At 66.6% G+C, this 25,834-nt stretch carries 23 protein-coding genes and 1 tRNA gene; 16 read left to right on the forward strand and 8 right to left on the reverse strand.

Annotation, left to right across the window (positions count from 1 at the left end):
• Positions 1-63 precede the first annotated feature (63 nt).
• Positions 64-315 (reverse strand): hypothetical protein, encoded by a 252-nt coding sequence (locus tag J2W78_RS06185; RefSeq protein ID WP_253368944.1) that lies wholly within the window; start codon positions 313-315, stop codon positions 64-66.
• A 96-nt stretch (positions 316-411) separates the two neighbouring features.
• Between J2W78_RS06185 and J2W78_RS06190 the strand changes: the two genes are divergently transcribed.
• Complete coding sequence (locus tag J2W78_RS06190; RefSeq protein WP_253368946.1) at positions 412-1,362, forward strand: LysR family transcriptional regulator; 951 nt, start codon at positions 412-414, stop codon at positions 1,360-1,362.
• 287 nt (positions 1,363-1,649) lie between these two features.
• Positions 1,650-1,865, forward strand: a complete 216-nt coding sequence (locus J2W78_RS06195; protein WP_253368947.1) for a hypothetical protein — start codon at positions 1,650-1,652, stop codon at positions 1,863-1,865.
• Positions 1,866-1,932: 67 nt separating this feature from the next.
• Here J2W78_RS06195 and J2W78_RS06200 read toward each other — a convergent pair whose 3' ends face one another.
• The 4 genes from J2W78_RS06200 to J2W78_RS06215 all read right to left on the reverse strand — a co-directional run bounded on the left by J2W78_RS06200 (position 1,933) and on the right by J2W78_RS06215 (position 4,514).
• Entirely contained in the window at positions 1,933-2,292 is a 360-nt protein-coding gene (locus tag J2W78_RS06200; RefSeq protein WP_253368949.1) for a hypothetical protein, read from the reverse strand.
• 22 nt (positions 2,293-2,314) lie between these two features.
• Entirely contained in the window at positions 2,315-2,593 is a 279-nt protein-coding gene (locus J2W78_RS06205) for a septal ring lytic transglycosylase RlpA family protein (protein ID WP_253368951.1), read from the reverse strand.
• A gap of 109 nt (positions 2,594-2,702) precedes the next feature.
• Positions 2,703-3,791: a class I SAM-dependent methyltransferase gene (locus J2W78_RS06210; RefSeq protein WP_253368953.1), complete on the reverse strand. Its 1,089-nt coding sequence runs from the start codon at positions 3,789-3,791 to the stop codon at positions 2,703-2,705.
• Between the two features lie 84 nt (positions 3,792-3,875).
• The gene (locus tag J2W78_RS06215; RefSeq protein WP_253368955.1) at positions 3,876-4,514 is read right to left on the reverse strand and encodes a hypothetical protein; all 639 of its coding nucleotides are present in this window, start codon (positions 4,512-4,514) and stop codon (positions 3,876-3,878) included.
• A 17-nt stretch (positions 4,515-4,531) separates the two neighbouring features.
• Here J2W78_RS06215 and J2W78_RS06220 point away from each other — a divergent pair.
• Together J2W78_RS06220 and J2W78_RS06225 are read left to right on the forward strand one after the other, a co-directional pair.
• A protein-coding gene (locus J2W78_RS06220; protein WP_253368957.1) for an IS3 family transposase occupies positions 4,532-5,673 on the forward strand; the annotation gives its coding sequence in 2 pieces (ribosomal slippage) (positions 4,532-4,799 and positions 4,799-5,673; 1,143 coding nt in all).
• Positions 5,674-5,724: 51 nt separating this feature from the next.
• Positions 5,725-6,156, forward strand: coding sequence for a tyrosine-type recombinase/integrase (locus tag J2W78_RS06225; protein ID WP_253368959.1), 432 nt, complete (start codon positions 5,725-5,727; stop codon positions 6,154-6,156).
• A 26-nt stretch (positions 6,157-6,182) separates the two neighbouring features.
• Here the strand turns inward: J2W78_RS06225 and J2W78_RS06230 are convergent.
• Positions 6,183-6,259: transfer RNA gene (locus tag J2W78_RS06230), tRNA-Pro, on the reverse strand.
• Between the two features lie 320 nt (positions 6,260-6,579).
• Here J2W78_RS06230 and J2W78_RS06235 point away from each other — a divergent pair.
• From J2W78_RS06235 to J2W78_RS06290, 12 genes are all read left to right on the forward strand, one after another.
• Positions 6,580-7,311, forward strand: coding sequence for an autoinducer binding domain-containing protein (locus J2W78_RS06235; protein WP_301288539.1), 732 nt, complete (start codon positions 6,580-6,582; stop codon positions 7,309-7,311).
• A gap of 470 nt (positions 7,312-7,781) precedes the next feature.
• Complete coding sequence (locus J2W78_RS06240) at positions 7,782-8,417, forward strand: acyl-homoserine-lactone synthase (protein ID WP_253368963.1); 636 nt, start codon at positions 7,782-7,784, stop codon at positions 8,415-8,417.
• Between the two features lie 257 nt (positions 8,418-8,674).
• Positions 8,675-9,139 carry a hypothetical protein gene (locus J2W78_RS06245; protein ID WP_253368965.1) on the forward strand — a complete coding sequence of 155 codons (465 nt, stop codon included), beginning with the start codon at positions 8,675-8,677 and terminating at the stop codon, positions 9,137-9,139.
• 78 nt (positions 9,140-9,217) lie between these two features.
• Positions 9,218-10,576, forward strand: a complete 1,359-nt coding sequence (locus J2W78_RS06250) for a glycosyltransferase family 4 protein (protein WP_253368967.1) — start codon at positions 9,218-9,220, stop codon at positions 10,574-10,576.
• 62 nt (positions 10,577-10,638) lie between these two features.
• Positions 10,639-10,962, forward strand: coding sequence for a rhodanese-like domain-containing protein (locus J2W78_RS06255; RefSeq protein WP_253368969.1), 324 nt, complete (start codon positions 10,639-10,641; stop codon positions 10,960-10,962).
• A gap of 119 nt (positions 10,963-11,081) precedes the next feature.
• Positions 11,082-12,224: an efflux RND transporter periplasmic adaptor subunit gene (locus tag J2W78_RS06260; protein ID WP_253368971.1), complete on the forward strand. Its 1,143-nt coding sequence runs from the start codon at positions 11,082-11,084 to the stop codon at positions 12,222-12,224.
• 150 nt (positions 12,225-12,374) lie between these two features.
• Entirely contained in the window at positions 12,375-15,614 is a 3,240-nt protein-coding gene (locus tag J2W78_RS06265; protein ID WP_253368973.1) for an efflux RND transporter permease subunit, read from the forward strand.
• A gap of 159 nt (positions 15,615-15,773) precedes the next feature.
• Entirely contained in the window at positions 15,774-16,808 is a 1,035-nt protein-coding gene (locus J2W78_RS06270) for an SDR family oxidoreductase (protein WP_253368975.1), read from the forward strand.
• A gap of 183 nt (positions 16,809-16,991) precedes the next feature.
• On the forward strand, positions 16,992-17,864 hold the full coding sequence (locus tag J2W78_RS06275) for an MBL fold metallo-hydrolase (RefSeq protein WP_253368977.1): 873 nt from the start codon (positions 16,992-16,994) through the stop codon (positions 17,862-17,864).
• A 355-nt stretch (positions 17,865-18,219) separates the two neighbouring features.
• Positions 18,220-19,680, forward strand: coding sequence for a methyl-accepting chemotaxis protein (locus J2W78_RS06280; protein ID WP_253368979.1), 1,461 nt, complete (start codon positions 18,220-18,222; stop codon positions 19,678-19,680).
• 131 nt (positions 19,681-19,811) lie between these two features.
• Positions 19,812-20,018, forward strand: a complete 207-nt coding sequence (locus J2W78_RS06285; protein ID WP_253368981.1) for a hypothetical protein — start codon at positions 19,812-19,814, stop codon at positions 20,016-20,018.
• An 83-nt stretch (positions 20,019-20,101) separates the two neighbouring features.
• Entirely contained in the window at positions 20,102-20,746 is a 645-nt protein-coding gene (locus tag J2W78_RS06290) for a DedA family protein (RefSeq protein WP_253368983.1), read from the forward strand.
• 73 nt (positions 20,747-20,819) lie between these two features.
• On the opposite strand, the gene J2W78_RS06295 is transcribed toward J2W78_RS06290, so the two are convergent.
• On the reverse strand, positions 20,820-23,645 hold the full coding sequence (locus J2W78_RS06295) for a bifunctional transaldolase/phosoglucose isomerase (RefSeq protein ID WP_253368985.1): 2,826 nt from the start codon (positions 23,643-23,645) through the stop codon (positions 20,820-20,822).
• A 105-nt stretch (positions 23,646-23,750) separates the two neighbouring features.
• Entirely contained in the window at positions 23,751-25,826 is a 2,076-nt protein-coding gene (gene tkt, locus J2W78_RS06300; protein ID WP_253368987.1) for a transketolase, read from the reverse strand.
• Between the last annotated feature and the right edge of the window lie 8 nt (positions 25,827-25,834).

The following is a 25,834-nucleotide window of genomic DNA, read 5'->3' on the forward strand; positions in this document are numbered from 1 at the left end:
GTCTCCGGCGCCGTATGGCGCCGGAGGGTCATCGGTTCCGTCTGTGCGTCCCACGAGGCCGGCTCAGAAGGCGGCCTGACGAGTTCTCATCCGATCGGCGGGGGTATCGATCCACTGGACCGAGCCGGGGAGGGCGAAGCCGCCCTGGCGGTGGACCGAGAGGTCGCTGGTGGCCAGACCCTGAGTTTCCAGGGTCAGCGCACCGACTGTCTTGACGTTGTGGGTGCCGCCGGTCTCGTCGGCGCGGGCGGATACCGTGGCGAGAGCGGTGAAGGCCAGAGCGGCAGTGGTGAGCGAGAGAAGGGTCTTGGACATCGAGGTCAGCCTCATGTTCGGCGGCGGGCTCCCCGTCGCTTCGTGAGACTGTATGTGCTGGGTCACGCCCCATGAATCAAATGGATCGATTTCATAATGCGCATCGATCACGTGCATCTTTCCCGCCTCGACCTCAACCTGCTCGTCGCCCTCGACGCGCTGCTGACGGAGCGGAGCGTGACCCGTGCCGCCGGGCGGATCGGCATCAGCCAGTCAGCGATGAGCCATGCCCTGGCGCGACTGCGCAGCGCCTTCTCGGATGAGCTGCTGACGCGGGGGCCTGACGGCATGCGGCCGACGCCGCGCGCGCTGGCGCTCCTGGGGCCGGTGCAGGCGGCGCTCTCGCAGATCCAGCAGATCACGGCGCCGCCCGACGCCTTCGATCCGGCGACAGCCGACATCACCTTCACCCTAGGCATCCCGGACTCGACCGAAGTGCTTCTGATGCCGACCCTCATCGCGCACCTTCAGGCGGTGGCGCCGGGGGTGAAGCTCCTGCTGCACACGGTCGATCGGCACCGCATCCTCGACGACCTCGATACGGGGCGGGTCGATCTCGGCATCGGCGTGTTCGAGCAGGGCCAGACGCACCACAAGCGCCGCATCCTCAACAAGGAGAGCTACCTCTGCATCTTCAACGCCGAGCTGGTCGGGGTGACGGCTCCGATCTCGCTCGACGACTACGTGCGGCTTCCCCACCTGCTCACCAGCCTCGTCGAGAGCGCCCACGGCGTGGTCGACGACGCGCTCGCCAAGATCGGGCGCAAACGCGTCATCGCGCTGACCTCGCCCCGGTTCTCGGTGATGCCCTTCGTGGTGCGGCAGGCCCCCGTCATCGCGACGATGCATTCCCGGCTCGCGCGCTTCTTCGCCGAGAGCATGGGCCTCACCGTGAGCCCGGCGCCGATCGCGCTGCCGGACGTCTCCATCTCGATGATCTGGCACACATCCAACGACGCCATCCCAAGCCAGCGCTGGCTCCGGGACACCATCGTCAGGCTTCGAAAATCCGACCTGCGGTCGCCGACGGACGGATCCGAGGCGTGAGCGGGCATCACGGCCTCGGCAACGGAGCGGTTGCGAGCATCACGGCGGAAACAAATGGAAAGTGCGAGACGGCCTCGTCCACCAGACGGAACGCGGTCTCGGCAATGAATGGTCGGAGTGGCCGGACTTGAACCGACGACCCCCTGTCCCCCAGACAGGCCTTTGATGCTGAAAATAAAAGCTACTTCTGCAAAAGACCGAATATTAGCCGCTAGAGTGATCAGTGGCTTAGACGGGGTTTGCAAAGCGGATTTAGCCCCCAAAGTTGCGCGCGGTAGGGTCCGCGCATGCCTGATCCGAACCCCACCGTCTGCGAACTCTTCAAGCCCAAGGCCGTCACCGACGAGCAGGTGATCGCCGCGGTTGAGGCTTCGGTACTCGCTGCCCTGCGCTCACATGGCGATGCCCCAAGCTTCGATGGCCGCTATCGCCTGGATGGCTTTTTTGATGTTGCTGCCATCGCCCGCGCTGCCGTCCACGCCATGCAGGATCAGGCCCGATAGCGCGCACAAAAAATGCCCCGAGGCCGAAGCCCCGGGGCGGTGCGTTGACGGATGTTAACGGCGGGGATCAGTCGGCCCGGCGCCCCGTGATCGCCTGGAGCATCTCCCGGCGGGTCGCGGCCATCTCCTCGCGCATCGAGGTCACGAGGTCGTCGATGCGTCGCTCCATTTGGGTGATGACATCGCCGGTGACATAGGTTCGGGCAACCTCGACCTTGAAGTTGTGCAGGGCCTCGTTCTGCGCCGCGACTTGGATCTTCACGGCTGCCATGTCGATGGTGAGCGGGGACACGGCTGCAGCGGTCCCGCCCTTCACCTTGCCGGCAAGCCAATCGACGCCCTTCAGGAACGTGACGACGAACAGGACCAGCACCAGCGCGAGCGCCGGCATCGACACGAAGTCGGCATAGTAGGCGAGACGGGACATCGGCGGTCCTGGCGCGGGAGGGTCAGAGCGGCTGAATCGCGACGCGGCAGGTACCGCAGCCGATCACCCGGGCGGCGCCGCGGGCGAGATCTATGGAACGGCCGGCGATGAACGGGCCGCGATCGTTGATGCGCACGCGGGTGCCGAAGCGCAGGCTCCGGTGCGCGGCGGTGAGCGCGTTCTGGTCGAACCGCTCGCCGTTGGCCGTCAGCCGTCCGTGAAAACCGGGCCCGTACCACGATGCGATTTCGGCACGGGCCGGCGTCACGCTGAGCACGAGGCAAGCGAGAGCGGCCCGCACCGCGAGGCGTTGCAGGAGTATAGTGGGTCCGGCTGGCGAGGTGCAGACTAAAACGGCGCCGCTGCTTTTCGCCGCGACGCCGTGCTTTTGCTAAAGTCAGACAACAAAGCTATTGGCGAGAAAGAAAATCACGCGCGTTAAATCGGATGTAGTGGTGGAAGGCACTGTCGAACTTGCCGGAAGCGATCGCCTCGGCTGCCTCGGGGCGCTGCGCAAGGTATTTACTCGCGTCGAAGCCGATCGTGTTTCCGGGGCGGGCGAGATCGCGGGCTGCCGCAGTGGCGGTACCATCGACCGGACCAGAGAAGTAGTTCGCCTCATCCGGCGTCATGGGCTCGCCGTGATTGGCGTAGGTGTCCTCGACGAGTTCGAGCGCCTCGCGAGCCCGCCCCTGACGCCGCAGTAGTTCGGCCTTCAGTAGCTTCAGGAACCGCGAGTTGCCCTCGAAGCGACGGATCGCCCGATCCAGTAGGGCAACCTGCTCCTGATCGGTGAATCGATACGCTGCCGCAGCCTCGATCACGTTGTCCGGAATGCGGTCGATCAGTCGGAAGGCCGCGCTATCGTTCGCCTTCGGTTCGAAGATCTCGAAGTAGTCCGACATGTATTCTTGCGCGATCGGCAGGTAGGGTAGTGACGCGTGATGCCAGTCCTGATGCACGACGAGCGAGACGCCGGGGATCAGGCTCTTGAAGAACATGCGGATGACGTGCTGCCAGACCGGCTGTGTCTTGCAGATGTCGATGAATAGGATCTCGATCGGCCGGCCGGGCCATTGCTCCTGAAGAATGTCGCCCTGGTGGATGCGGACATGGCGGGCCAGGGCGCCGAGGTTCTGACTGAAGATGTGGAAGGTGCTCTCCTGCCCGGCCGTCTCGATCCCGTAGGACCGCTTCAGAAAGTCGGACATGTCGTCGTGGCTCACCCCCGGCTCGGTCCACAGGTGGAACAGATCGTAGGAGTGAAGGCGACCGGATTTCGATCCGACGCGCAGGTTCTCGTCCAAGCCCTTGGCGAGACAGTAGGCCGAGCAGCCGAGAAAGGCGCCGGCGTCGATGATATCGCCGTAACCTTGGTAGTGGTCTCGCGCGAGGTGATAGAGGAGGGACGCCTCCTGACCGCCAAGCATACCGCTTGGCGCACCCTTGATCCCAGAAAAATCGGTCAGCCAGGGTCTACCGGTTGCAGTCTCGCTCATTCAGGCCACTCCCCATTGAGGGCGCAGCCTTAACCTAGTCGAGCGCGGCGCGCACGTATCTTCGAGGAGCCGCGGTCGCGCTTTTCAGTGGGCCTCCCACGCGCTGCCGTTGCAGAACATGGGCGATGAAATGGTGCCGCCGCCGGGCACGCCGACCTCCCGGTACTGAGGTGCCCGCGCAAGATCGGTCACCACAGCAATGCTGCCCTTTGAAGCGGCCAGACAGGCGAAGAGGCTTGCGACGGTGTATTGCGCGGGCTTGATAGCCCCTGCCGTCACCGTCAGCCCGGCGCCTACCGTGGCGGTTCCCGTGACCGTAGAGTTGCCGCTCACTGTCTCGCCGGCGGTCGCGATGTTGCCACTCTCGTTGACGCTCCAGCCCACGCCCTGGACCTGAAAGAAGCGATAGGTGCCTTCGAGCTTGAGACCCACAGCGGAGTTTCCGGCATGCCGGAAGCCAATGTCAGCGCCACCATAGCTGTTAAAGCTGGTGTAGCTGCTCGATCCATCCGTGAAAGCAGAACCGGTGTGCTTTCCGAGGTTGGCAATCCCATTGGTGCAATCGATGATTGAATTGTCGCGTGCCAAGCTTGCGCAGCAGAGAGTGATGCCGTCGATGACCGACGAGCCGTCGTCAGGGGCATCGTACTGACCGACCGAGATGGCACTGGTTGTGACCTGACCGGCTGGCTTTGGACCGGGCTGATTGAGAGGATCAGCCAAGACCGAAGGAGTCGGACATGCGGCGAGGACAGAAGACGAGCGCGGAGCAGGTCGTTCTGAAGCTGCGCCAGATCGAGGTTCAGACGGCGCAGGGTAAGAGTTTGGCCCTAGCCTGCAAGGAGGCGGAGATCTCCGAGCAGAGCTATGACCGCTGGCGCAAGGAGTTCGGCGGCCTGAAGGTCGATCAAGCCAGGAAGATGAAGGACTTGGAGCGCGAGAACGCTCGGTTGCGGCGGCTTGTAGCTGACCTATCGCTGGAAAAGCAGGTGCTGGCGGACGTCGCCTCGGCAAACTTGTAGCCCCCGAGCGACGCCGGCAGGCGGTCGACGGCATTCGGGAGAAGTACGGCCTCTCGGAACGTCACGCTTGCCGGATCGTCGGTCAGCACCGCGGCACGCAACGCTACGTGCCGACCGTGCTGGCCGACGAGGATGAGCTGACCCGCGCCGTCATTGCCCTGGCGTCCGAGTACGGACGCTATGGCTACCGCCGCGTCACCGCGCTGCTGCAGGCAGACGGCTGGCAGGTGGGCAAGGATCGGGTTCAGCGCATCTGGCGTCGCGAGGGGCTGAAGGTCCCCAGCCGACATAGACCCCGCAGCCGCCTCTGGCTGAACGACGGCTCGTGCGTGCGACGACGGCCGCTTCGCCGCAATCACGTCTGGAGCTTCGACTTCGTGCAGGCTCAGACGCACGATGAGCGAAGCCTACGCATCCTAACGCTGATCGATGAGCACAGCCGGGCGTGCCTCGCGCTGAAGGTGGCGCGGCGCATCAACAGCCTCGGTGTGATCGAGGCGTTGGCCGACGCCATGTGCCTGCATGGCATCCCGGAGTACATCCGCTGCGACAATGGCCCTGAGATGATCTCGAAAGCACTGCGCAAATGGGTCGCCAAGGCTGGCTCGCAAATCCAGTACATCGCGCCGGGCTCGCCGTGGGAGAACGGGTGCTGTGAGAGCTTCAACGGCAAGCTGCGTGACGAGTGCCTGCGCCAAGAAATCTTTTACTCGCTCAAGGAAGCCCAAGCCGTGATCGCCCTTTGGCAGAACACCTACAATCGGGTCCGGCCGCACTCGTCCCTAGGCTACCGGCCGCCCGCGCCCGTCAGCTTCCCCGATCTGGCCTTCCGGCTACCCATGGCAGCGGCCATGCAGTAGCCTCTCACTCGGCTCGGTCCAAAATACCGGTCAGGTCAGGACGGCACGGCGGTGACGGTCCGCAGCCAGAGCAAGAGCCGCCGTCTCGTCTACGTGCCCGCGACCCGCGCCCTGAAGGCAGCGCTCGATGCGGCACCGCGGCGTGCCACCACGATCCTCGTTGCGCCCCGCGGCACGGCTTGGCGCAAGCGGCACTTCCATGAGTTGTGGAGCGAGGCGTTCGCAGCGGCAAAGATCGCCGACGATCTTCACTTCCACGACCTGCGCGGAACAGCCGTGACGATGCTGGCTGAGGCTGGCTGCACGGTGCCGGAAATCGCGACCATTACAGGCCGCTCGCAGGCGCACGCCCAGAAGATTTTGGACCGCTATCTCGCTCTAACTCAGACGCTGGCCGAGTCGGCGATCGCGAAGCTCGACGAACACCGCCGGAACAGGAGCTTGCAAAACGCTCTGCAAAACGGCGGAGGGGCGAAAGTCTGAGTCAGCCCTAAGTCGTCGGTAAGTAATGGTCGGAGTGGCCGGACTTGAACCGACGACCCCCTGTCCCCCAGACAGGTGCGCTACCGGGCTGCGCTACACTCCGACGCCCTTACGGCCCGCGGCTCATAGCTGGCCGCTACGGACAGCGCAAGCCCTTCCGCGGCGCTGGTGCCGCGAAGCGCGGTCTCGCACTTGCTCGATGAAACCGATGCACGAGCGCATGCGGACCCTCGAAATTCAGTTCAGCGCATTGCTGGGCCGTACGGCGTCGCGCAGGACGGCAGGCAGGGTGACGCGCCAGCCATTGGTTTCGTTGACTCCGCGCAGGCAACAGCGAGGCAACTTCAACGAAATTTACCAGCGCCCTTCTCAAAAGCGTAGCAACGACTTATCGTAATGGGAGTACGATGATTTTGCCGGGCCATGTCTAGAAAATCACTTGACCTGACGTTGGAAATTTTAAAGTCGCTCGATCGAGCGCATTCGCGTGAGGATATTCTGCGAGCGATCATGCCGCGGCTCAACGCGCTGGGCATCGACTACGTCATCTCGGCCATGATTCCGCTGAAACGCCTGCCTGCGCGAACACAGAAGAATTACATCATTTTAGAGAATACATCCGACGAGTGGAACCGGCTCTACTTCTCGAAAGGCTACATGTACACGGACCCGATCGTGCAGGCGACCCTGTCCAGCACGACCGGCTTCCGCTGGTCGGAAATCGAACCGGTGGGAGAACTCGACCCCCGCTCGCGGCAGGTGATGAACGAGGCCGGCGAGTTCGGCCTCGGCGACGGCTTCACCGTACCGCTCGCCACCCTTGAAGAGGAGCGCGGCGGCCTGACCTTTGCCGGCCGGCAACTCGACATCAGCCCGGGACAGCGCGGGATGCTCACCCTGCTCGCCTCCTACGTGGTCGGGCAGACGCTGCTCATCGACAACGGCCCCAACGAGCGCCGGATGGGCCTGACCCCGCGCGAACGCGAGAGCCTGCAGTGGGTCGCCGAGGGCAAGACCGATTGGGAGATCGGCGAGCTGATGGGCATCTCGCGGCACGGCGTCGATTTCCACCTGCGCTCCGCCCGGGTGAAACTCGGCTGCGTCTCCCGTACGCAAGCGGTGGCCGAAGGGTTCAGGCGCGGCCTGATCGTCTGAGCGGACCGGACCGCGTCGCCACCGACCGCCGGCCTCAGGTCGAGAGCCCCCCTCGAAAGGTTGAGCCGCGGCGCGACCAAAGGGCCGAGTGCGGCGTGACTTTGGAAAAGACAATGCAAGATTGAATATCCGGCGCATCGAGCCTGATGCGATATCCGGATCGCCGCACAGGGTGCCGATATCCGCTAGGGCCCGGATGCGGTGGAGGATCACGCGTCACCGATCACGACGGCGATGGATGCGAGCCGTATTGCCGCCGCCTGCCGGCAAGTTCTGTATTGTTTTGGACATTCAATCCAAGATAGAGATATTGGCAGCGCGATTCGCTAGGGTGCAAGAACAAGCGCTCGCGGACGGGCTCAATTCTCGAACGGCAAAAGGCTGATCGAACGAAAACCTACGGGTTCTCGTAGTGCCGCGGCACGACCGAATTTGGGACGACCCCTTCAAGTTTCTGAAGAGGTGTTCCGATGATCCATGTCGTGACCGCTGAGAACATGCAGGACTATGCCGGTGCACTCGATCAGGCCTTCCGCCTGAGACACCGTGTCTTCGTCGAAGAACTGGGCTGGTCCAACCTCGCCCGCCCGGACCGGCGCGAGATCGACGAATTCGACGACGAGCACGCCACTCACCTCCTCGCCCTCGACGAAGCCGATTCCGTCGTCGGCTACTCGCGCCTGTTGCCAACGACCCGGCCCTACCTGCTGCCGATGGTGTTGCCGCAGCTTTGCGAAGGGGCGGCCCCGTCGGGGACGCATATCGTCGAATGGGGCCGCATCTGCGTTGCAGAATGCGCGCGGACCTCGGGCAGGCGGCTCAACCCGACGGCCCTGGCCCTGATGACGGCCATCGTCGAGTGGGGGCTGCCGCGGGGGATCACCAGCTTCATCTCCGAAATGCCGACGAGCTGGATCTTGCGCCTCCTGCAGCTGCATCTGCGCGCGATGCCCCTCGGCTTACCCCACGAGATCGAGGGTGAGGAGATCGTCGCGGTCGAGGCGGCCTTCGACGGCCGCTCGCTGCGTCGGCTTCAGAACAAGCGCGGCGACATCCGCTCGGTGCTGGCTCCGCCGCGCGCCAGCATCGCACGGCTCGCCTCCTGACGGACGCGGCGACGGGTGCGCCGCATCCGCCGCCGGTCATCGCCACCGCGATCCGGCCGCCATGGCGGGACGTAGAAATCAGCAAGCCTGACGCATTGTGCGCGGGGAGTAGAACCTTGAAACGCAGACGCAGTGACACCCGGTGCGCAACCGCTCCGGGGCTCACAGGAACCCTGGCGACGCCCGGAACCGTCGGAACCTGGGAGTGGGACCCAGAGACGGGATGCTTCATCCTGGACGAGGGTGCCGCCGAGCTGATGGCGGGGGATGCCGGCCTCGCCGGGCACCCGCTGCGCAGCGAGCGGGCGACCGCCGGCCTCGATGCGTCGGCGGCGGCTCGCTTCCTCGGCGACGTCCGCCACGCCGCCGGTCAGGAGGACGACGTCGCGGTCGATCTCTGGGTTCCGTCCCTGTCCGGACCCGAGCGGCGGCTTCTGTGCCGCGGGCGGATTTACCGGGACGCGCAGCAGCACCCCCTGCGCGGCGAGGGGACGCTGATCGATACCGCCGATCCCGGCGTGCCGGCGCGGACCCTGCGGGAGTTGGAATGCGCGGCCGAGGCCGATGCCATCGACGAGGCCGCCGAACTCGTCATCGCGGCACGCCGTGCGATCGATGCCAGCGGCAGGCCTCGTCTGCGCCAGCTCGTCGATGTCCTCCTGCTCGAAATCGGCCGGGAGATCGCGAGCCGCAGCGGCGACGCGGATCGGCACCAGCATTAGGCCCGCAGGGAAAGACCTGCGGCCAAAGACCCGTGGCGATGCCCCGGGGACGGTCGCCAGGATCACGGAATCCGTTCTATGCAGCGGGTCATGCAAGCCTGCCTCGCCATAGACCTGACCCGTCTCATCACCCGGCTCCGTCATGCCAGCCCCACCGGCATCGACCGGGTCGATCTCGCCTATGCCCGGCATATCCTGTCGCAGGGCACGGAGGGCACCCGCTTCGGGCTCGTCTCGACGGCGTTCGGCCCGCGCGTCCTCGACCGCGAGACCGCGCGCGGCATCGTCGATGCGGTCGCCGCGGGCTGGGTCGAGGATGTGACCGCCGAAGCCGATCCGGTGTTTCAGACGCTTGCGGCCTCGCTTTCGGGCGATGGCCGCCCGTCGCCGACGGCAGCGAGACGCCGGGGGGAGGGCGGGCTCGATCGCCGCCGCCTTCAGGCCGAAACCGGCTTGCGGGTTCTGCGCTCGGGCGGCATCGAGCGCCTTCCCAAGGGAACGATCTATCTTCACACCTCGCACCTGCGGCTCGACCGGCCCGAACGCTTCGACTGGCTCTACACCCGGCGCGACGTGCGGCCGGTCTTCTTCGTTCACGACCTGATCCCGATCTCCCACCCCGAATACGGCCGGCCGGGCGAGGCCGCGCGTCACGCCCTGCGAATGGAGACGGTGGCGCGCCACGCCGCGCACGTGCTCGTCAATTCGGGCGATGTCGGCGCCCGCTTCACGGACTATGCGCAGCGAAGGGGCTTGGGCCCGAAGCCGGTGACCGTTGTGCCCCTCGGCGTCGAGCCCGTCTTCTCGAGCAGAGCGGGCGAGGCGGGACTGCCGGGGCTCGCGCGGCCGACCTTCCTCGTCTGCGGCACCATCGAGCCGCGCAAGAACCACCTGCTGCTGCTCAATCTCTGGCGCGATCTTGCCGAGCGCATCGGTGCGGCAACTCCGCGGCTGGTCCTGATCGGCCGGCGCGGCTGGGAGATCGAGAATGTCGCCGACATGCTCGACCGCTGCGAGGCCCTCCGCCCCCATGTGAGCGAGGTGGTCGGCCTGTCCACCCACGGTCTCGCGCGGTTGATGCGCGGCGCCACCGCCCTGCTGATGCCGTCCTTCATCGAAGGCTACGGCCTGCCGGTGGTCGAGGCCGCCGCCAGCGGCCTTCCTGTCGTGGCCTCCGACATCCCTGTCCACCGGGAGATCGGCGGCGGCTTCGCCCATTTCCTCGACCCTCTCGACGGTCCGGGCTGGAGGGAGGCCGTGTGTGCCCTGAGCGAGCCGGGCTCTCGGCTGCGGACGGAGATGGCGGGGCGGCTCGCCGCTTACGAACCGCCGAGCTGGACCGCGCATTTCGAGCGGGTCGATGCCGCACTCGCCGGCCTGCCCGCCGCTGTTGCGCCGCACGGGCGAGAGGACTTAAGAATTCCGCGCTCCCTGTGACCCACCCCCTTGTGACCCGCCTCTTCCGCGGCGGCTCCCTCCCTCTGGAAAGTTCGGTTGCGATGAAGGTGGTCGACCTCGACCGCGAGACGGTCAAGCAGGGCTTGGCTGACGGCTCGCTGCTGCTCATCGATGTGCGCGAGGACCATGAATTCGCCCGCGGGCGCATCCCCGGTTCCGTCTCGCACCCGCTCTCGGGGTTCGATCCCGAGGCGCTGAAGGCGTTGATTGCGGCGGACGGGCGCCGTCCGGTCTTCTCCTGCGCCTCGGGCGTGCGCTCGGTTCACGCGATCGCCGCGGCGCAGCAGTTCGGCCTCGACGTGAGCGAGCATTACGCAGGTGCCTTCAAGGACTGGTACGCCGCCGGAGAACCGGTTGAATCGTAGTTTCAACACGCCTGCGTTGCAGATAGTTGACCAGTTCCTTTCACGACGGACAGTCATGTGCGGGAGCGCACGCCCCACTCGAGGTTGCGGGGACTAGGCCGCGCCATGCAGGGAACCGAATGATGCGTAGCCTCAGGCCTCTTCTTCTCACCGCACCGCTGATCGCTTCCGCGCTGCTGGGTGCCGGGCCGGCCCGCGCGCAGATGCCGGGCGCGCCGCCGCCCGGCGTGACCGTCGCCAAGCCGGTGGTGCGAGAGATCGTCGAGCAGGACCAGTATACCGGCCGGTTCGACCCGATCGAGTTCGTCGAGGTCCGCGCCCGCGTGACCGGCTACCTCGACAAGATCATGTTCCAGGACGGCGCGAACGTGAAGAAGGGCGAAGTGCTCTTCATCATCGACCGCCGCCCCTACAAGGCGGCGCTGGAGCAGGCCCAGGCCGCGCTCACCTCGGCCAAGGCGCGGCTCTCCTTCACCCAAACGGATCTGGAGCGTGCCCAGGTGCTGTCGCGCGGCGGCAACATCTCCGAGCAGGTCACCGACCAGCGCCGCCAGGCCTCGCAGACCGCCCAGGCCGACGTGGACAGCGCGGAAGCGGCGCTTCGCAACGCCCAGCTCAACTATGACTTCACGGAAGTGAAATCGCCGATCAACGGGCGGATCAGCCAGCGTCTCGTCACCGAGGGCAACATCGTCAGCACCGACCAGACGATCCTGTCCCGGATCGTCTCGCTCGATCCGGTCTATTTCGGCTTCAACGTCGATGAGCGGTCGTTCCTGAAATATCAGGGCACGCTCGGCATCGGCATGGGCCAGATGCAGCGCGGTAAGGGGGCTCCGGTTCTGATCGCCCTGTCCGGCGAGACGAAGCCGACCCGCAAGGGCACGCTCGACTTCGTCGACAACCGCGTCGACAACCAGACCGGCACGATGCTCCTGCGCGCCACCGTCGAGAACCCGGACAACTTCATCAAGCCGGGCCTGTTCGGCATCGTCTCGATGCCGGCGACCAAGCCCTACCAGGGCGTCCTGCTGCCCGACGAGGCGGTCTCGGCCAACCAGGACAAGCGCATCGTCTACGTGCTCGAAGGCGACAAGGTGGCGGCCAAGACCGTGAAGCTCGGGCCGATCGTCGATGGCTACCGTGTGATCAACGAGGGCGTGAAGGGTGACGAACTCGTGGTCATCAACGGCGTCGCCAAGGTTCGCCCGGGCGCCCAGGTGAAAGCCGAGACGGTCGAGCTGCCACCGACCAAGAAGTGATGCCGCTCCAGCCGCGGGGGTGGGCGCGGAGCGGACCTTGACAATCGAACACCGGCGCTCCGGACCAATCGGGGCGCCGGCCTGAACGCAACCGGCAAGCTGCGAGGGGTGGCGCGAGCGCGCGCATCCCGGCGGCGAGAGGTTTGAACGATGCGTTTCGCCCATTTCTTCGTCGACCGGCCGATCTTCGCCTCGGTGACGTCGATCGTCTTCCTGCTCGTCGGCTACGTCGCCTACCTGTCTCTGCCGGTGGCGCAGTATCCCGAGATCGTCCCGCCGACGGTGACGGTGCGCGCCTCCTTCCCCGGCGCCAACGCCGAGACGGTGGCGGCCACGATCGCCACGCCGCTGGAGCAGGAGATCAACGGCGTCGACAACATGCTCTACATGACGTCGTTGTCGACCAACGACGGCGCCATGCAGCTCACCGTGACCTTCAAGGTCGGCACCAACCTCGATATCGCGAACGTTCTGGTCCAGAACCGCATCTCGGTGGCGCAGCCGCGCCTGCCGCCGGACGTGCGCAACCTCGGCGTCACCGTCCGCAAGGCCTCGCCCGACCTGATGCTGGTCGTGCACCTGCTTTCGCCGAAGCGGACCTACGACCAGAACTATCTGGCCAACTACATCTACCTCAACATCCGCGACGAGATGCTGCGCCTCAACGGCGTCGGCGACATCACGGTCTTCGGCGGCAACGAGTACGCCGAGCGGGTCTGGATCGACCCGCAGAAGATGGCCGCCTACGGCCTGACCACCACCGACATCACCTCCGCGCTCCAGGAGCAGAACGTCCAGGTCGCCGCCGGCCAGCTCAACGGGCCGCCCGCCGCGCCGGGCGCCGCCTTCCAGCTCGTGGTGCAGTCGCAGGGGCGCTTCCAGTCGCCGGAGGAGTTCGCCGACGTCATCGTCAAGGCGAGCGAGGGGCGCCTCGTGCGCGTGCGCGACATCGCCCGCGTCGAGATGGGCCAGAAGGACTACACGACGAACTCCTTCCTCAACGACACGCCCGCGATCGGCATCGGCGCCTTCCAGCGGCCGGGCACCAACGCGCTCGAGGCCGCGGAATCGGTCAAGGCGACGATGGAGGAGTTGAAGAAGCGGTTCCCGCCGGACGTCGAGTACCGCATCGCCTACAACCCGACGGAGTTCATCGAGGAATCGATCCACGAGGTCTACAAGACCCTGTTCGAGGCGGTGCTCCTCGTCGTCATCGTGGTGCTGGTCTTCCTCCAGAGCTGGCGCACGGCGCTGATCCCGGTAATCGCGATTCCCGTGTCGCTGGTCGGCACCTTCGCGGTCATGGCCGCGCTCGGCTTCTCGCTCAACAACCTCACCCTGTTCGGGCTCGTTCTCGCCATCGGCATCGTCGTCGACGACGCAATCGTCGTGGTGGAGAACGTCGAGCGCAACATGGCCGAGGGGCTCTCGCCCGGCGAGGCCGCCCACAAGACCATGGACGAGGTGGGCGGCGCGGTCATCGCCATCGCCCTGGTGCTCTCGGCGGTGTTCATCCCGACCGCCTTCATCCCCGGTATCTCGGGCCAGTTCTACAAGCAGTTCGCGCTCACCATCGCGGCCTCGACCATCATCTCGGCCTTCAACTCGCTGACGCTGTCACCGGCGCTCTGCAAGATCCTCCTGAAGCCGCACCACGAGCACAAGCCGCCGAAGTTCTTCCTCACGCGCTTCGTCAACTGGCTGGCGCATCTGTTCAACCGCGCCTTCGACTGGCTCTCGAACGCCTACGGCCACTCCATCCGCTTCCTGACCGGTACGGCGATCGGCCTGATCGCGATGCTGATCCTCTATGCGGGCGTGATCGCCGGCACCCTACACCTCGCCCGGACGACGCCCACGGGCTTCATCCCGGACCAGGACCAGGGCTACCTCATCGGCGTCGTGCAGTTGCCCTCGGGCGCCTCGCTCGACCGCACCACGGAGGTCGTGAACAAGGCCGCCGCCATCGCCCGGAAGATCGACGGCATCACCAATACCGTCATCATCGCGGGCTTCGACGGCGCCACCTTCACCAACACCACCAACGCGGCGGTGATGTTCCTCACCCTCAAGGGCGCCAAGGTGCGGGCCGCGCAGGGCCGCAGCGCGGCGGTGATCACCGGCGACGTGATGAAGGCGACCGCGGGCATCCAGGAGGCGCGGGTCATCGTCATCCCGCCGCCGCCGGTGCGCGGCCTCGGCCAGGGCGGCGGCTTCAAAATGCAGATCGAGAGCCGCCAATCCTCGGCGACCGGCCCGCTGCTCGCGGCGGCCGGCGAGGTGATGGGGCAGGCCAACCAGAGCAAGGACGTGACGCGGGTCTTCACGACCTTCGGCAACGACACGCCGCAACTCTACCTCGACATCGACCGCACCATCGCGCGCATGCTCAACGTGCCGCTGCCCAACGTCTTCTCGACCGTGCAGGCCGCGCTCGGCGGCGCCTACGTCAACGACTTCAACACGCTGGGGCGCATCTATCAGGTGCGCGTGCAGGGCGACGCGCCCTTCCGCATGTCTCAGCGCGACATCGAGCAACTGAAGGTCCGCTCCTCCACCGGCGCCCTGGTGCCGATGGGCACGCTCGCCACGATCCGGGAGATCACCGGCCCGCAGATCGTCCAGCGGTTCAACCTGTTCTACTCGGTGCCGCTGCAAGGCGTGGCGCAGCCCGGCGTCTCGACCGGTCAGGCGCTCGACACCATGGAGGAGATCGCCAAGCGGGCCCTGCCCGAGGGTTATTCCTACGACTGGACCGAGATCGCCTACCAGCAGAAGGCGGCGGGCAACACCGCGATCTACGTCTTCGCGCTCGGCGTGCTGCTCGTCTTCCTCGTGCTCGCGGCTCAGTACGAATCCTGGGCGCTGCCGCTGGCGATCCTGCTGGTGGTGCCGACCGGCGTGCTCGCCGCCCTGTTCGGGGTGCAGTTGCGAGGGCAGGACAACAACATCCTGACCCAGATCGGGCTGATCGTGCTCATCGGTCTGGCCGCCAAGAACGCGATCCTGATCGTGGAATTCGCCCACGACATCGAGAACAGCGAGCGCAAGGGCCCGGTGGATGCCGCGGTCCAGGCCTGCCGCCTGCGTCTGCGCCCGATCCTGATGACGGCCTTCGCCTTCATCCTCGGTGTGCTGCCGCTGGTGATTGCCACGGGCCCCGGCGCCGAGATGCGTCAGGCGCTCGGCACGGCGGTGTTCTTTGGGATGATCGGCGCGACCTTCTTCGGTCTGTTCCTCACACCGGTCTTCTATGTGGTGATCCGCAAGGCGGTGATCTGGGTCGGGCGCAAGCGCGGCAAGGACCCGCATGGCAAGGACCCGCATGGCAAGGACACGCATGGCGGCGACGGTCATGGCGCGCCGCACGGAGCCCCGGCCCACGGCTGAGCCTCCGCGCGCACCCGCTGACCCTCGTGAAGGCCCGCCCATCTTCGGATCGGCGGGCCTTCTCGTATCCAACGCTCGCATCGTCGCAGCGTCACTCGCGCCGCAACCCCGTCCGTGCGGCGCGCATTGACCGGCAGGATGAGTGCAGGAGGACGCAGCTTGGCAGGGCAGGGACGACGAGGTGCAGCGCGGGTCGCCGTGGTGACAGGCGGCAGCGCGGGGATCGGCCTCGCCACGGCCCAGCTTTTCGCGCAAAAGGGTTGGTCGGTGGCGATCCTGGCGCGTGGCGCGGAGCGCCTCGCCGGGGCCGAGGCGCTGCTCGCCCGTGAGGGCGGGCGCGTGCTGGCGATCCCGGTCGACGTGGCCGACGCTGCGGCGGTCGAGGCGGCAGCCGACCGGATCGAGCGGGAACTCGGGCCGATCCGGGCCTGGATCAACAATGCCATGACGACGATCGTCAGCCCGGCCGACCGGGTCACGCCGGAGGAGTACCGCAGCGTCACCGGGGCGACCTATCTCGGCACCGTCCACGGCACGCTGGCGGCCCTGCGCCACATGAAGCCGCGCGACCGCGGCGTGATCGTGCAGGTCTCCTCCGGGCTGGCGATCCGCGCGGCTCCGCTCCAGGCGCCCTATTGCGCGGCGAAGTTCGCAATCAATGGCTTTACCGACTCGTTGCGCGCCGAACTGATCCACGAGAACAGCACGATCGCGCTCAGCGTGGTCTACCTGCCGGCGGTCAACACACCGCAATTCGGCTGGACCCGCACCCGGACCGGCCACGGGCAGCGCGCACCCGATCCCGTCTTCGATCCGCGCCTGTGCGCCGAGGCGATCCACCAAGCCGTCGAGCATCCGACCCGTGAGGTCTGGGTCGGGCGAACCTCGGTGCTGATGGCGGTGGCCCAAACGCTCCTGCCGTCCTACGCCGACCGCAAGGCGGCCCAGAGTTGGGACGACATGGTGGAGGACGAGACGGTCCCGGATCGGCGCGGCAACCTCGACGCGCCGGCGCCGGGCCCGGCGCGCATCGACGGCACCATGGGCGAGCGGGCCAAGACGACCCGCTCCGAGTTCTGGACCAGCCGGGAGCGCGACGCCCTCGTGCTCGGTGTCGCGGGCGCCGCCCTGCTCGGAACCGCTCTGGCGGCGCGAGCCCTGCGCCGGCCGCTGCGTCTGCTGGGGCGGCTCTAAGCCGGCCTCTCTTCGCTCGAGCCTCGTCCCGAAGGGTGGTCACCGGCTTTCGGAACAAAGACGATCCAAAACAAACGGCGAGAGCATCGTCCTGGATCTGATATCCAAGACGATGCTCTCGCAGCGGACGGATCGGACCGTCCGATCTCCGGCCCGCTTGCGGGCACCCATGAGGATTGGCCCTTGCCCGGTTACCTGCCCTTCGCCGGCGCCCTGAAGCTGCCCGCCTACACCTGCGACAATTGCGGGTTCTGGCAGCGCCACTTCGAGGCGCCGCCGCATTGCCCGATGTGCCTCGACGCCCGCCACGTCGTGCCGCAGGACGGCTGGCGCTTCCGCACCACGCGCGAGGCGCAGGACGCCTTCCCCTGCCACTGGGAGGAGCTGGAGCCGGGCGTCTGGCGCTTCTGGAACGATCCGGTCTCCGGCATCGGCCCGAGCGCCTACCTGATCCGGACCGAGAACGGGAACATGGGTTTTGAAGCCTGCCCCGTATTCAGCGAGGCGGCGCTCGACCAGATCGAGCGGCTGGGCGGGATGCAGGTGCTCTCGGCCTCGCACCCGCATTCCTACGGGGCACTGGTGCAGCTTCAGGACCGCTTCGACCCGGAACTGTGCCTGCCGGCGGCCGACTTCATCTGGAGCGCGGCGCTTCAGGTCTCCTGGCCCTACGACGACTTCCTCGAACCCCTTCCCGGATTGGAACTGCACCGCACCGCCGGCCATTTCGACGGCCACGCTGTGCTGTTCGACCGCAAGCGCAAGATCTGTTTCTGCGGCGACGCGCTCAAGTTCGAGCTCGACCCGAACGACTTCCGCAAGGCGCTGACGATTTCGGCCCACAAGGCCTTCGTGCGCGGCGTCCCGCTGACCGTGAGCGAGCTGCGCCGGTACCGCGACGTGTTCGAGCGCCTCGATTTCACCCAGACATGGACCCCGTTCGAGCCTGCCGCCAATGTCGGCCGGACCGAGGTTCTGGCGCTGATCGACGCCATGCTGGGCAGCCGGCCCCATGCCGCCCCGGTGCGCCTCGACGATCTGGCAGAGCGCGGCTGAGATCCGACCCTCGCGAGCATCGAAGGTCTTCTCATCGGCCCCTGCAGCGACCCAGGCGCCGATGAGACAGAAGGGAACGCACTTTTCCAAATTAGTATATTAACATGATTTGATAAAAATCTTCGAAACTCAAGACATATACCAACAAATACATACAACTCTGCGTAACATCTCTGATTCTACAGATTATTTGAATAATTTAATCATAAATTTAACAATCTGAGCCAGTATCCAGGCCGAGCAGAGCCTTCGGACAGCACGAGTAGGTCGACCCGAGGCCCTCGATTCTTTCAAGACCTGGATCGTTCCTCACCACCACGCGAAGGGAGGGGGTTCTCGTCACGGAGGCTCTTTCATGTTTCGCAAGCCGAAGCCCAACGACGCGCAGGCCAAGCTCGAAGCACTCGATCGTTCGCTCGCCACGATCGAATTCGCCATGGACGGCCGGATTCTGACAGCGAACCGGAATTTCCTCGCCGTGGTCGGCTATTCCCTGGACGAGATCATCGGCCAGCATCACCGCATCTTCGTCGACCCCGATTACAGCACGAGTCGCGAATACTCGGATTTCTGGGACAATTTGCGCGCCGGTCGCTACGCAGCCGGCGAGTTCGCGCGGCTCGACAAGTCCGGTCAGCGGGTCTGGCTGGAGGCGACCTACAACGCGGTTCTCGACGCGGAAGGACGACCGGTCCGAGTGATGAAATTTGCCACGGACATCACGGCCAAGAAGAACGAGACCAACCGCCTGATGACGATGATCGACGGTATGCCGATCGCCGTCATGACCGTGAATCCGCGTGACGACTTCAAGATCAATTATCTGAACAAGACCTCGCAGACGACGCTCCAGGGGATCGAGCAACATCTGCCGATCGGGGTTTCGCAGATGCTGGGACAATCTTTCGATGTGTTCTACAAGGACCCTCACCATCCGTGGACCATGCTGGCGGATGCGAGCCGCCTGCCGCATCGGGCCCGGATCAAGGTCGGACCCGAGACGCTCGATCTGCGGACCTCCGCGATCAACGGACCGGACGGACGCTATCTCGGTCCGATGGTGACGTGGACCGTCGCGACCGCACAGGTGGAGATGGAAGCGGACGTCTCGCGGGTCGTTGCGGCGGTCGGCAACGCGGTCGAGGAGATGCAGTTCGCCGCCAAGGGGCTGTCGCGCTCAGCCGAGGATGCCCGGCAGCGCGCGGCCTCTGTGGCGGCGGGCTCTGAGCAGATGACGGCCTCGATCCAGGAGATTTCGGGGCAGGTCGGCAGCGTCTCCGAGCGCGCCCAGCGGATCGCGGCCCAGGCCGAGACGACCGATACCACCGTGCGCCAGTTGGCCGAGAACGCGCGCAAGGTCGATGCGGTGGTGGCGATGATCCGCTCGATCGCCGATCAGACCAACCTGCTCGCCCTCAACGCCACCATCGAGGCGGCCCGCGCGGGCGCGGCCGGACGAGGCTTTGCCGTGGTCGCCGCCGAGGTGAAGGCGCTGGCCGAGCAGACGGCGAAGGCGACCGGCGAGATCTCCGGACAGATCGCCGCGATCCAGAGCGCCACTGGCGCGGCGGTCGAGGCCATCGGCACGATCACCGCGGCGGTGACGGACCTTTCCGGGCTCACCCTCGCCATGGCGAGCGCGGTCGAGGAACAGGCGGCCTCGACGCACGAGATGTCCGGCAACATCGTCGGCGTGTCCTCGGCGGCGGACGCGACCGGCAGCCACGTCGATTCGGTCCGAGCCATCGCCGAGGATCTTGCGACGCATTCCGCCGGCCTGGGCGCCAGCGTCGAGAAGTTCCTCAAGGCGAGCTGAGGACGGGACGCGGACGGGAAGAGCCGCGCAGAGCCGATGTGCCGCATGTCACGACAATCGGTCGTGCCATGCAACCGGGCGCCGCCGAAAGGCTTGTAGCCACTCCCGCCCTTCGGCGGTCCGAGCCCGTCATGATCGACAGCACAAGCCTTCTCCCGCCCGGTTTCGGCCTTTCGGCGGATCCCGTCCTGTTCGGCGTGTCGGACGGTCTTGCACGGCTGCTGCCGTTGCCGGAGGACGACTTCGCCGTCCTCTATCAGACCGGCACCGCCGGGGAGGGCGCCGTGCTTGCTCCGGCCACGGCCGAGCTCTCGGCGGAGGCAGGCCGGACGGGCTGAAGGGGCCGGGAAGGGCCGCCCTGCTGCAGCCACGTTCCTGGCCAGACTGCGCCGCGCAACGATCCGCGGAGACGCCCTCTTTCATGTCCTTCCTTCAGGGACTTCCGATCGCCGACCTCATCGCTCATTACGGCTACCTCGCCGTCTTCGTCGTCGTCGCGCTCGAAAGCGCGGGCGTACCGATGCCGGGCGAGACCATCCTGATTTCCGCGGCCGTCTATGCCGGCAGCACCGGCAACCTCAACGTCGTCCTCATCGTCGCCGCGGCGGCCACGGCCGCGATCCTCGGCGACAATGTCGGCTACTGGGTCGGACGCCGCTGGGGCATGCCGCTGCTGCTGCGCTATGGCCACCTCATCGCACTCGACCACGGCCGCCTGAAACTCGGACAGTATCTGTTCCGCGAGCACGGCGGGAAGATCGTGTTCTTCGGCCGCTTCACGGCGATGCTGCGCGCCTACGCGGCGGTGCTGGCCGGTGTGAACCGCCTCGATGCCCGCCGCTTCATGTTGTTCAACGGCCTCGGCGGTGTCGCCTGGGCCGGGATCATGGGCTTCGGCGCCTATGCGTGCGGTCGCCAGATCGAGCACATCGTCGGCCCCGTGGGACTGGCACTGCTGGCCTTCGTGGTCTTCGGCGGATTGGCGCTGTGGCTCTTCATGAAGCGCCACGAGGAGCGGCTCCTGGAAAAGGCGGAAGCCGCGATCCCCGGCCCGCTGACGCACTGATTCCTTTTCGATTTAGATCGCGACGGTGGCCATAACGCTTCCTCTCCCCGCATGCGGGGAAAGGAAGGGAGCCTTATCCGGCAACGGCTGCCTTGATCGCTGCGGCAACGCGCTTCACGCCGCCGGAGACATCACCGCCCTTGAGGTGAACGCGGAGCGCCCGGCGCTTGCGCTCGGACAGCACGGCGAAATCGCCCCGTGCCTGCGCCGCGATCACCGTCTTGAACCCGAGCTTGCGTCCGGGGATCAGCAGGTCGGCCGACGGGTCGGCGGTGATCTGGAGGAACACGCCGGAAGCGGGACCGCCCTTGTAGGCCTGTCCCGTCGAGTGGAGGAAGCGCGGGCCGAATTCGAGACAGGTCGCGATTTGACGCGCGTCCCGCATCGTGAGACGGGCCTCCTGCAACGCCGCGTGATGCGCCTCGTTGCGCTCCACATAGGCCAGCACGGCGACATAGTCGCACGGCTTCACCCGCGCCAGATGCGCGGCCACGATCGCCTCGAAGCCCTCAGCCTGACGCAGGGACTCGGCGTTGGCTGCATCGGCGTAGAGCGCCACCGTGTCGTCCTCGAAGATCGGCGTCTCGGCGGGTAGCGCGCCGGTCTCCTCTGCCGCGGAAAAGAGCTTCTTCGTCTCGATCTTGCTCGCCTCGACGTCGGGCTGGTCGAACGGGTTGATGCCGAGCACCGCGCCTGCGACCGCCGTCGCGATCTCAAAGCGAAAGAATTCCTGCGGAAGCTGTTCGACCTTATCGAGATCGATGCGCACCACCGGCTGCGCCTCGCTCTCCAGGATCTTCACGGCCTCGTCCTGGCGCGCGTCGGCCTGGCTCGTCAGGCGCAGGTAAACGAACAGGCGGTCCTCGCCGTAGACGGCTGGCACGCCGACCGGCTCGCCCTCGACGGGGATGATGCCGACGCCTTCCTTGCCGGTCGATTCGGCGATGAGCTGCTCCGCCCAGGTGCCGAAGGTGCCGATGCCGGGCGAGGCGATGATCGTGATCTTGTCGCGCCCGAACTCCTTGGCCGCGACGCCCATCGCCGCGCCGAGGCGCACGCCGGGATTGGCAGCGGGCGGCACCGCCGGCCCGCAGGAGCGGACCATCATCCGGGCGCTATCGAGAAACTCGCGGATCTCGACGCCGGCCGCCGCCGCAGGGACGAGACCGAAGGCCGAGAGGACCGAGTAGCGCCCGCCGATCTGCGGCACGCCCAGGAAGATTTTTCGGAAACCGTCCTCCGTCGCGGCCCTCTCCATCGCCGAGCCCGGATCGGTCACGGCGACGAAGTGACGACCGGCCTTCTCGGCCCCCACCACATCCTTCATCCGGCCGAGGAAGTAGTCGCGGAACACATTGGGTTCGAGTGTCGAGCCCGACTTCGAGGCGACGATGAAGAGCGTCGTCTCGAGGTTGACCGCCGCCTCGACGGAGCGGACCTCGTCCGGGTCGGTCGAGTCGAGGATGCGCAGCTTCGGGAAGCCCTCGCGGTGGCCGTAGGTGGCGGAGATCACCTCCGGGCCGAGGCTGGAGCCGCCCATGCCGAGCACCACCGCGTCGGTGAAGCCCTCCGCCCGCACCTCTTCGGCGAAGCTCTCGTAGAGATCGACCCGCTCCAGCTCGTCCTCGACGATGCGCAGCCAGCCGAGCCACTTGTCCTCGTCGCGGCCGGTCCAGACCGTGGCATCGTGCGCCCAGAGCCGGCGGATCGCGCCGCTCGCGCGCCAGGACTCGACCGCCTTGTCGGTGGCCGCCTGGAGCGGCTCGTCGAACTTGAAGGTCTGCGCGTCGAGCCGGTGGTCGAGCAGCGCCGCCCGCTTGCCCGCGACTGCGCCGAGCAGGGCGTCGGCGGCATCGACGAAGAGCCCCACGCCCTCCTCGACGAGTTGGCGCGCCACAGCCTCGATATCGATGCCGGCTTGCGCGAGCCGGGCCATCACGGTCTCGGCCTCGCCGACATTCTCCTCCAGCGTCGCGCGCACTCGGCCGTGGTCGCGGAACGCATCCATGGTGGTGGGCGGCATGGTGTTGACGGTGTTCTTGCCGATCAGCTCCTCGACATAGAGCACGTCGGAATAGGCTTTGTTCTTGGTGCCGGTGGAAGCCCAGAGCAGGCGCTGCGCCTTTGCGCCCTTGGCCTCCAGCGCCGCCCATTTCGGCCCGGAGAAGATGCGCTTGTAGCGCTGGTAGGCGAGCTTGGCGTTGGCGATCGCCACCTTGCCCTTCAGATCCTCGTAGCCGCCGGCCTCGTCCAGTTTCTTGTCCACGAGACTGTCGATGCGGCTGATGAAGAAGCTCGCCACGGACGCGACCTTCGAAACGTCGCCGCCCTTGGCACCGAACTCGGTCAACCCGTCGATGAAGGCGTTGGCGACGGCTTCGTAGACGTCCTGCGAGAACAGCAGCGTGATGTTGACCGAGATGCCCTCCGCCGTGAGCTGGCGGATTGCCGGCAGGCCGGCGGGGGTGGCCGGCACCTTGACCATGAGGTTGTCGCGCCCGACTGCCGCGTGCAGGCGGCGGGCCTCGTGCAGGGTCTCCTCGGTGTCCAGCGCGAGGTAGGGCGAGACTTCGAGGCTCACGTAACCATCGGCGCCATCGCTGGTGTCGTACACGCGGCGCAGGACATCGGCCGCCGCCTGGATGTCGGCGATGGCAAGCCCTTCGTAGAGATCGATGACGCGGGCATCACCCCCGGCGAGCGCGGCCTTGAGGCTGTCGTCGTACTCGGCCGAGTGGCCGATCGCCTTCTCGAAGATCGCCGGGTTGGAGGTGACGCCGCGCAGGTCGTCCTTCTCCACCAGCGCCTGGAGTTCGCCCTTGGCGATGAAGCCGCGGGCCACGAAATCGAGCCAGACCGCCTGCTCGTGCTCGGCGAAGAGGGCGTTCAGCGCGTTCATCTCTAGCGTCCTCGCGTGACTTTTTCGTGCGTCCCGTGCCCGGTAGATAGGGCGGCGCGACGCAGCTTACCCTCCCCCGGTGCGGGGGAGGGTTGATCTCCGAGCCTACTTCTTGTGCTTGGCCACCTGCGCGCGGGCCGCTTCGATCACTTTCTCAGCGGTGAAGCCGAACTTGCCGAGCAGATCCTTGATCGGGGCCGAGGCGCCGAAGGTGCTCATGCCGACGATCGAACCGGAGGAGCCGGCGTAACGGTCCCAACCGATCACGCTCCCCTGCTCCACCGCCACGCGCGCTAGAACCTCCGGCGGCAGGACACTGTTGCGGTAGCTCTCGTCCTGACGCTCGAACAGGTCCCAGGACGGCATCGAGACGACGCGGGCCTTCACGCCCTCACCCTTAAGGGTCTCGTAGGCGCCGACGCAGAGCTGCACCTCGGAGCCCGTGCCGATCAGGATCACGTCCGGCGTGCCTTCACAGTCGGCGAGCACGTAGGCGCCCTTCGCGGTGCCCGAGGCCGGAGCATACTTCGAACGGTCGAAGGTCGGCAGCGGCTGGCGCGACAGGGCCAGAACCGCCGGCTGATCTTTCAGCGAGAAGATCACCCGGTAGGCCTCGGCCACCTCGTTGGCGTCCGCCGGGCGCAGGGTCACGAGGCCGGGGATGCAGCGCAGCGAGAGGATCTGCTCCACCGGCTGGTGGGTCGGCCCGTCCTCGCCCACGCCGATCGAGTCGTGGGTGAAGATATGGAAAACCGGCAGCTCCATCAGCGAGGCGAGCCGGATCGGCGGGCGCATGTAATCGGCGAAGACGAGGAAGGTCGCGCCATAGGCCCGCAGGCCGACGAGCCCAAGCCCGTTCACGATCGAGCCCATGGCGTGCTCGCGCACGCCGAAATGGATGTTGCGCCCACCCGGCTCGAACGGGGTCAGCGAGCCCGCGCCCTCGAAGGTGAGGTTCGACTTGTTCGACGGCGCCAGATCGGCCGAGCCGCCAAGCAGGAAGGGCACGTGCTTGGCAATGGCGTTGAGCACCTTGCCGGAGGATTCGCGGGTCGCGAGGCCCTTGGCGTCGGCCTCGAAGACCGGGATGTCGCGGTCCCAGCCCTCGGGCAGACGGCCTTCCAGGAGGGCCGAGAGATCCTCGGCATGCTCAGCATCCGCCGCCTTGGCCGCCTCGAAGAAGCCCTGCCACTGAGCGTAGAGTGCCGCGCCGCGCTTGCCGATGCCGTCGGCAAAGGTGTCGTAGACGCCGTCCGGCACGAGGAACTCGGAATCCTCCGGCCAGCCATAGGCGCGCTTGGCGCCCTTCACCTCGTCGGGGCCGAGCGCGTCGGAATGGGCCTTGGCGGTATTCTGCTTGGTCGGCGCGCCGTAACCGATGATCGAGTTGACGATGATCAGCGTCGGGCGGTCGCTCGATTGCAGGAAGGTCTCGAGCGCCGAGGCGATGGCGTGGGTGTCGTTGGCATCGGCCACCCGCAGCACCTGCCAGCCATAGGCGAGGAAGCGCGCGGCGACCTCTTCCGAGAAGGCGAGTTCGGTGTGGCCCTCGATGGTGATGGTGTTGTTGTCGTAGATCCAGCACAGATTCGACAGGCGCAGGTGCCCGGCGATCGAGGCGGCCTCCTGGGAGACGCCCTCCATCAGGTCGCCGTCCGAGCAGATGGCGTAGACGTTGTAGTCGAACAGCGGCAGGTCGGGCCGGTTCAGGCGTTCGCCCTTGAAGCGGCCGCCCATCGCCATGCCGACGGAATTCGCGACACCCTGGCCCAGCGGGCCGGTGGTGGTCTCGACGCCGGTGGTGAAGTGGTATTCCGGGTGGCCCGGCGTGCGGCTATCGAGCTGCCGGAACTTCTTGATGTCGTCCAGCGAGATGGCGGGGGAATTGCCGCCGTCGGTCTCGGCCACGCGGGCGAGATGCAGGAGCCCGTAGAGCAGCATCGAGGCGTGGCCCGCCGAGAGCACGAAGCGGTCGCGGTTCGGCCAGTGCGGGTGGGCCGGATCGTAGCGCAGATACCGGTTCCACAGGGTGTAGGCGACGGGCGCCAGCGCCATCGGCGCACCGGCGTGTCCGGAATTGGCCTTCTGCACCGCGTCGATCGCGAGCGTCCGGATCGTGTCGATCGCGAGCTTGTCGCCCTGGCTCAGGGCCGCCTTCGGGCTCGTGTCTGCACCGCTCATAGAGTTAC

This window comes from Methylorubrum extorquens (assembly GCF_024169925.1).
In the GTDB taxonomy this organism is placed as follows: Bacteria; Pseudomonadota; Alphaproteobacteria; order Rhizobiales; family Beijerinckiaceae; genus Methylobacterium; species Methylobacterium extorquens_A.

Excerpts from the sequence above, each read along its gene's own strand:
- J2W78_RS06195 (WP_253368947.1), top strand. The coding sequence starts at position 1,650 with ATGCCTGATCCGAACCCCACCGTCTGCGAACTCTTCAAGCCCAAGGCC.
- J2W78_RS06285 (WP_253368981.1), top strand. The coding sequence starts at position 19,812 with ATGATCGACAGCACAAGCCTTCTCCCGCCCGGTTTCGGCCTTTCGGCG.
- J2W78_RS06295 (WP_253368985.1), bottom strand. The coding sequence starts at position 23,645 with ATGAACGCGCTGAACGCCCTCTTCGCCGAGCACGAGCAGGCGGTCTGG.
- J2W78_RS06235 (WP_301288539.1), top strand. The coding sequence starts at position 6,580 with ATGTCTAGAAAATCACTTGACCTGACGTTGGAAATTTTAAAGTCGCTC.
- J2W78_RS06265 (WP_253368973.1), top strand. The coding sequence starts at position 12,375 with ATGCGTTTCGCCCATTTCTTCGTCGACCGGCCGATCTTCGCCTCGGTG.
- J2W78_RS06250 (WP_253368967.1), top strand. The coding sequence starts at position 9,218 with ATGCAGCGGGTCATGCAAGCCTGCCTCGCCATAGACCTGACCCGTCTC.
- J2W78_RS06190 (WP_253368946.1), top strand. The coding sequence starts at position 412 with ATGCGCATCGATCACGTGCATCTTTCCCGCCTCGACCTCAACCTGCTC.
- J2W78_RS06260 (WP_253368971.1), top strand. The coding sequence starts at position 11,082 with ATGATGCGTAGCCTCAGGCCTCTTCTTCTCACCGCACCGCTGATCGCT.
- J2W78_RS06185 (WP_253368944.1), bottom strand. The coding sequence starts at position 315 with ATGTCCAAGACCCTTCTCTCGCTCACCACTGCCGCTCTGGCCTTCACC.
- J2W78_RS06245 (WP_253368965.1), top strand. The coding sequence starts at position 8,675 with ATGGCGGGGGATGCCGGCCTCGCCGGGCACCCGCTGCGCAGCGAGCGG.
- J2W78_RS06240 (WP_253368963.1), top strand. The coding sequence starts at position 7,782 with ATGATCCATGTCGTGACCGCTGAGAACATGCAGGACTATGCCGGTGCA.
- J2W78_RS06210 (WP_253368953.1), bottom strand. The coding sequence starts at position 3,791 with ATGAGCGAGACTGCAACCGGTAGACCCTGGCTGACCGATTTTTCTGGG.
- J2W78_RS06255 (WP_253368969.1), top strand. The coding sequence starts at position 10,639 with ATGAAGGTGGTCGACCTCGACCGCGAGACGGTCAAGCAGGGCTTGGCT.
- J2W78_RS06200 (WP_253368949.1), bottom strand. The coding sequence starts at position 2,292 with ATGTCCCGTCTCGCCTACTATGCCGACTTCGTGTCGATGCCGGCGCTC.
- J2W78_RS06290 (WP_253368983.1), top strand. The coding sequence starts at position 20,102 with ATGTCCTTCCTTCAGGGACTTCCGATCGCCGACCTCATCGCTCATTAC.
- tkt (WP_253368987.1), bottom strand. The coding sequence starts at position 25,826 with ATGAGCGGTGCAGACACGAGCCCGAAGGCGGCCCTGAGCCAGGGCGAC.
- J2W78_RS06280 (WP_253368979.1), top strand. The coding sequence starts at position 18,220 with ATGTTTCGCAAGCCGAAGCCCAACGACGCGCAGGCCAAGCTCGAAGCA.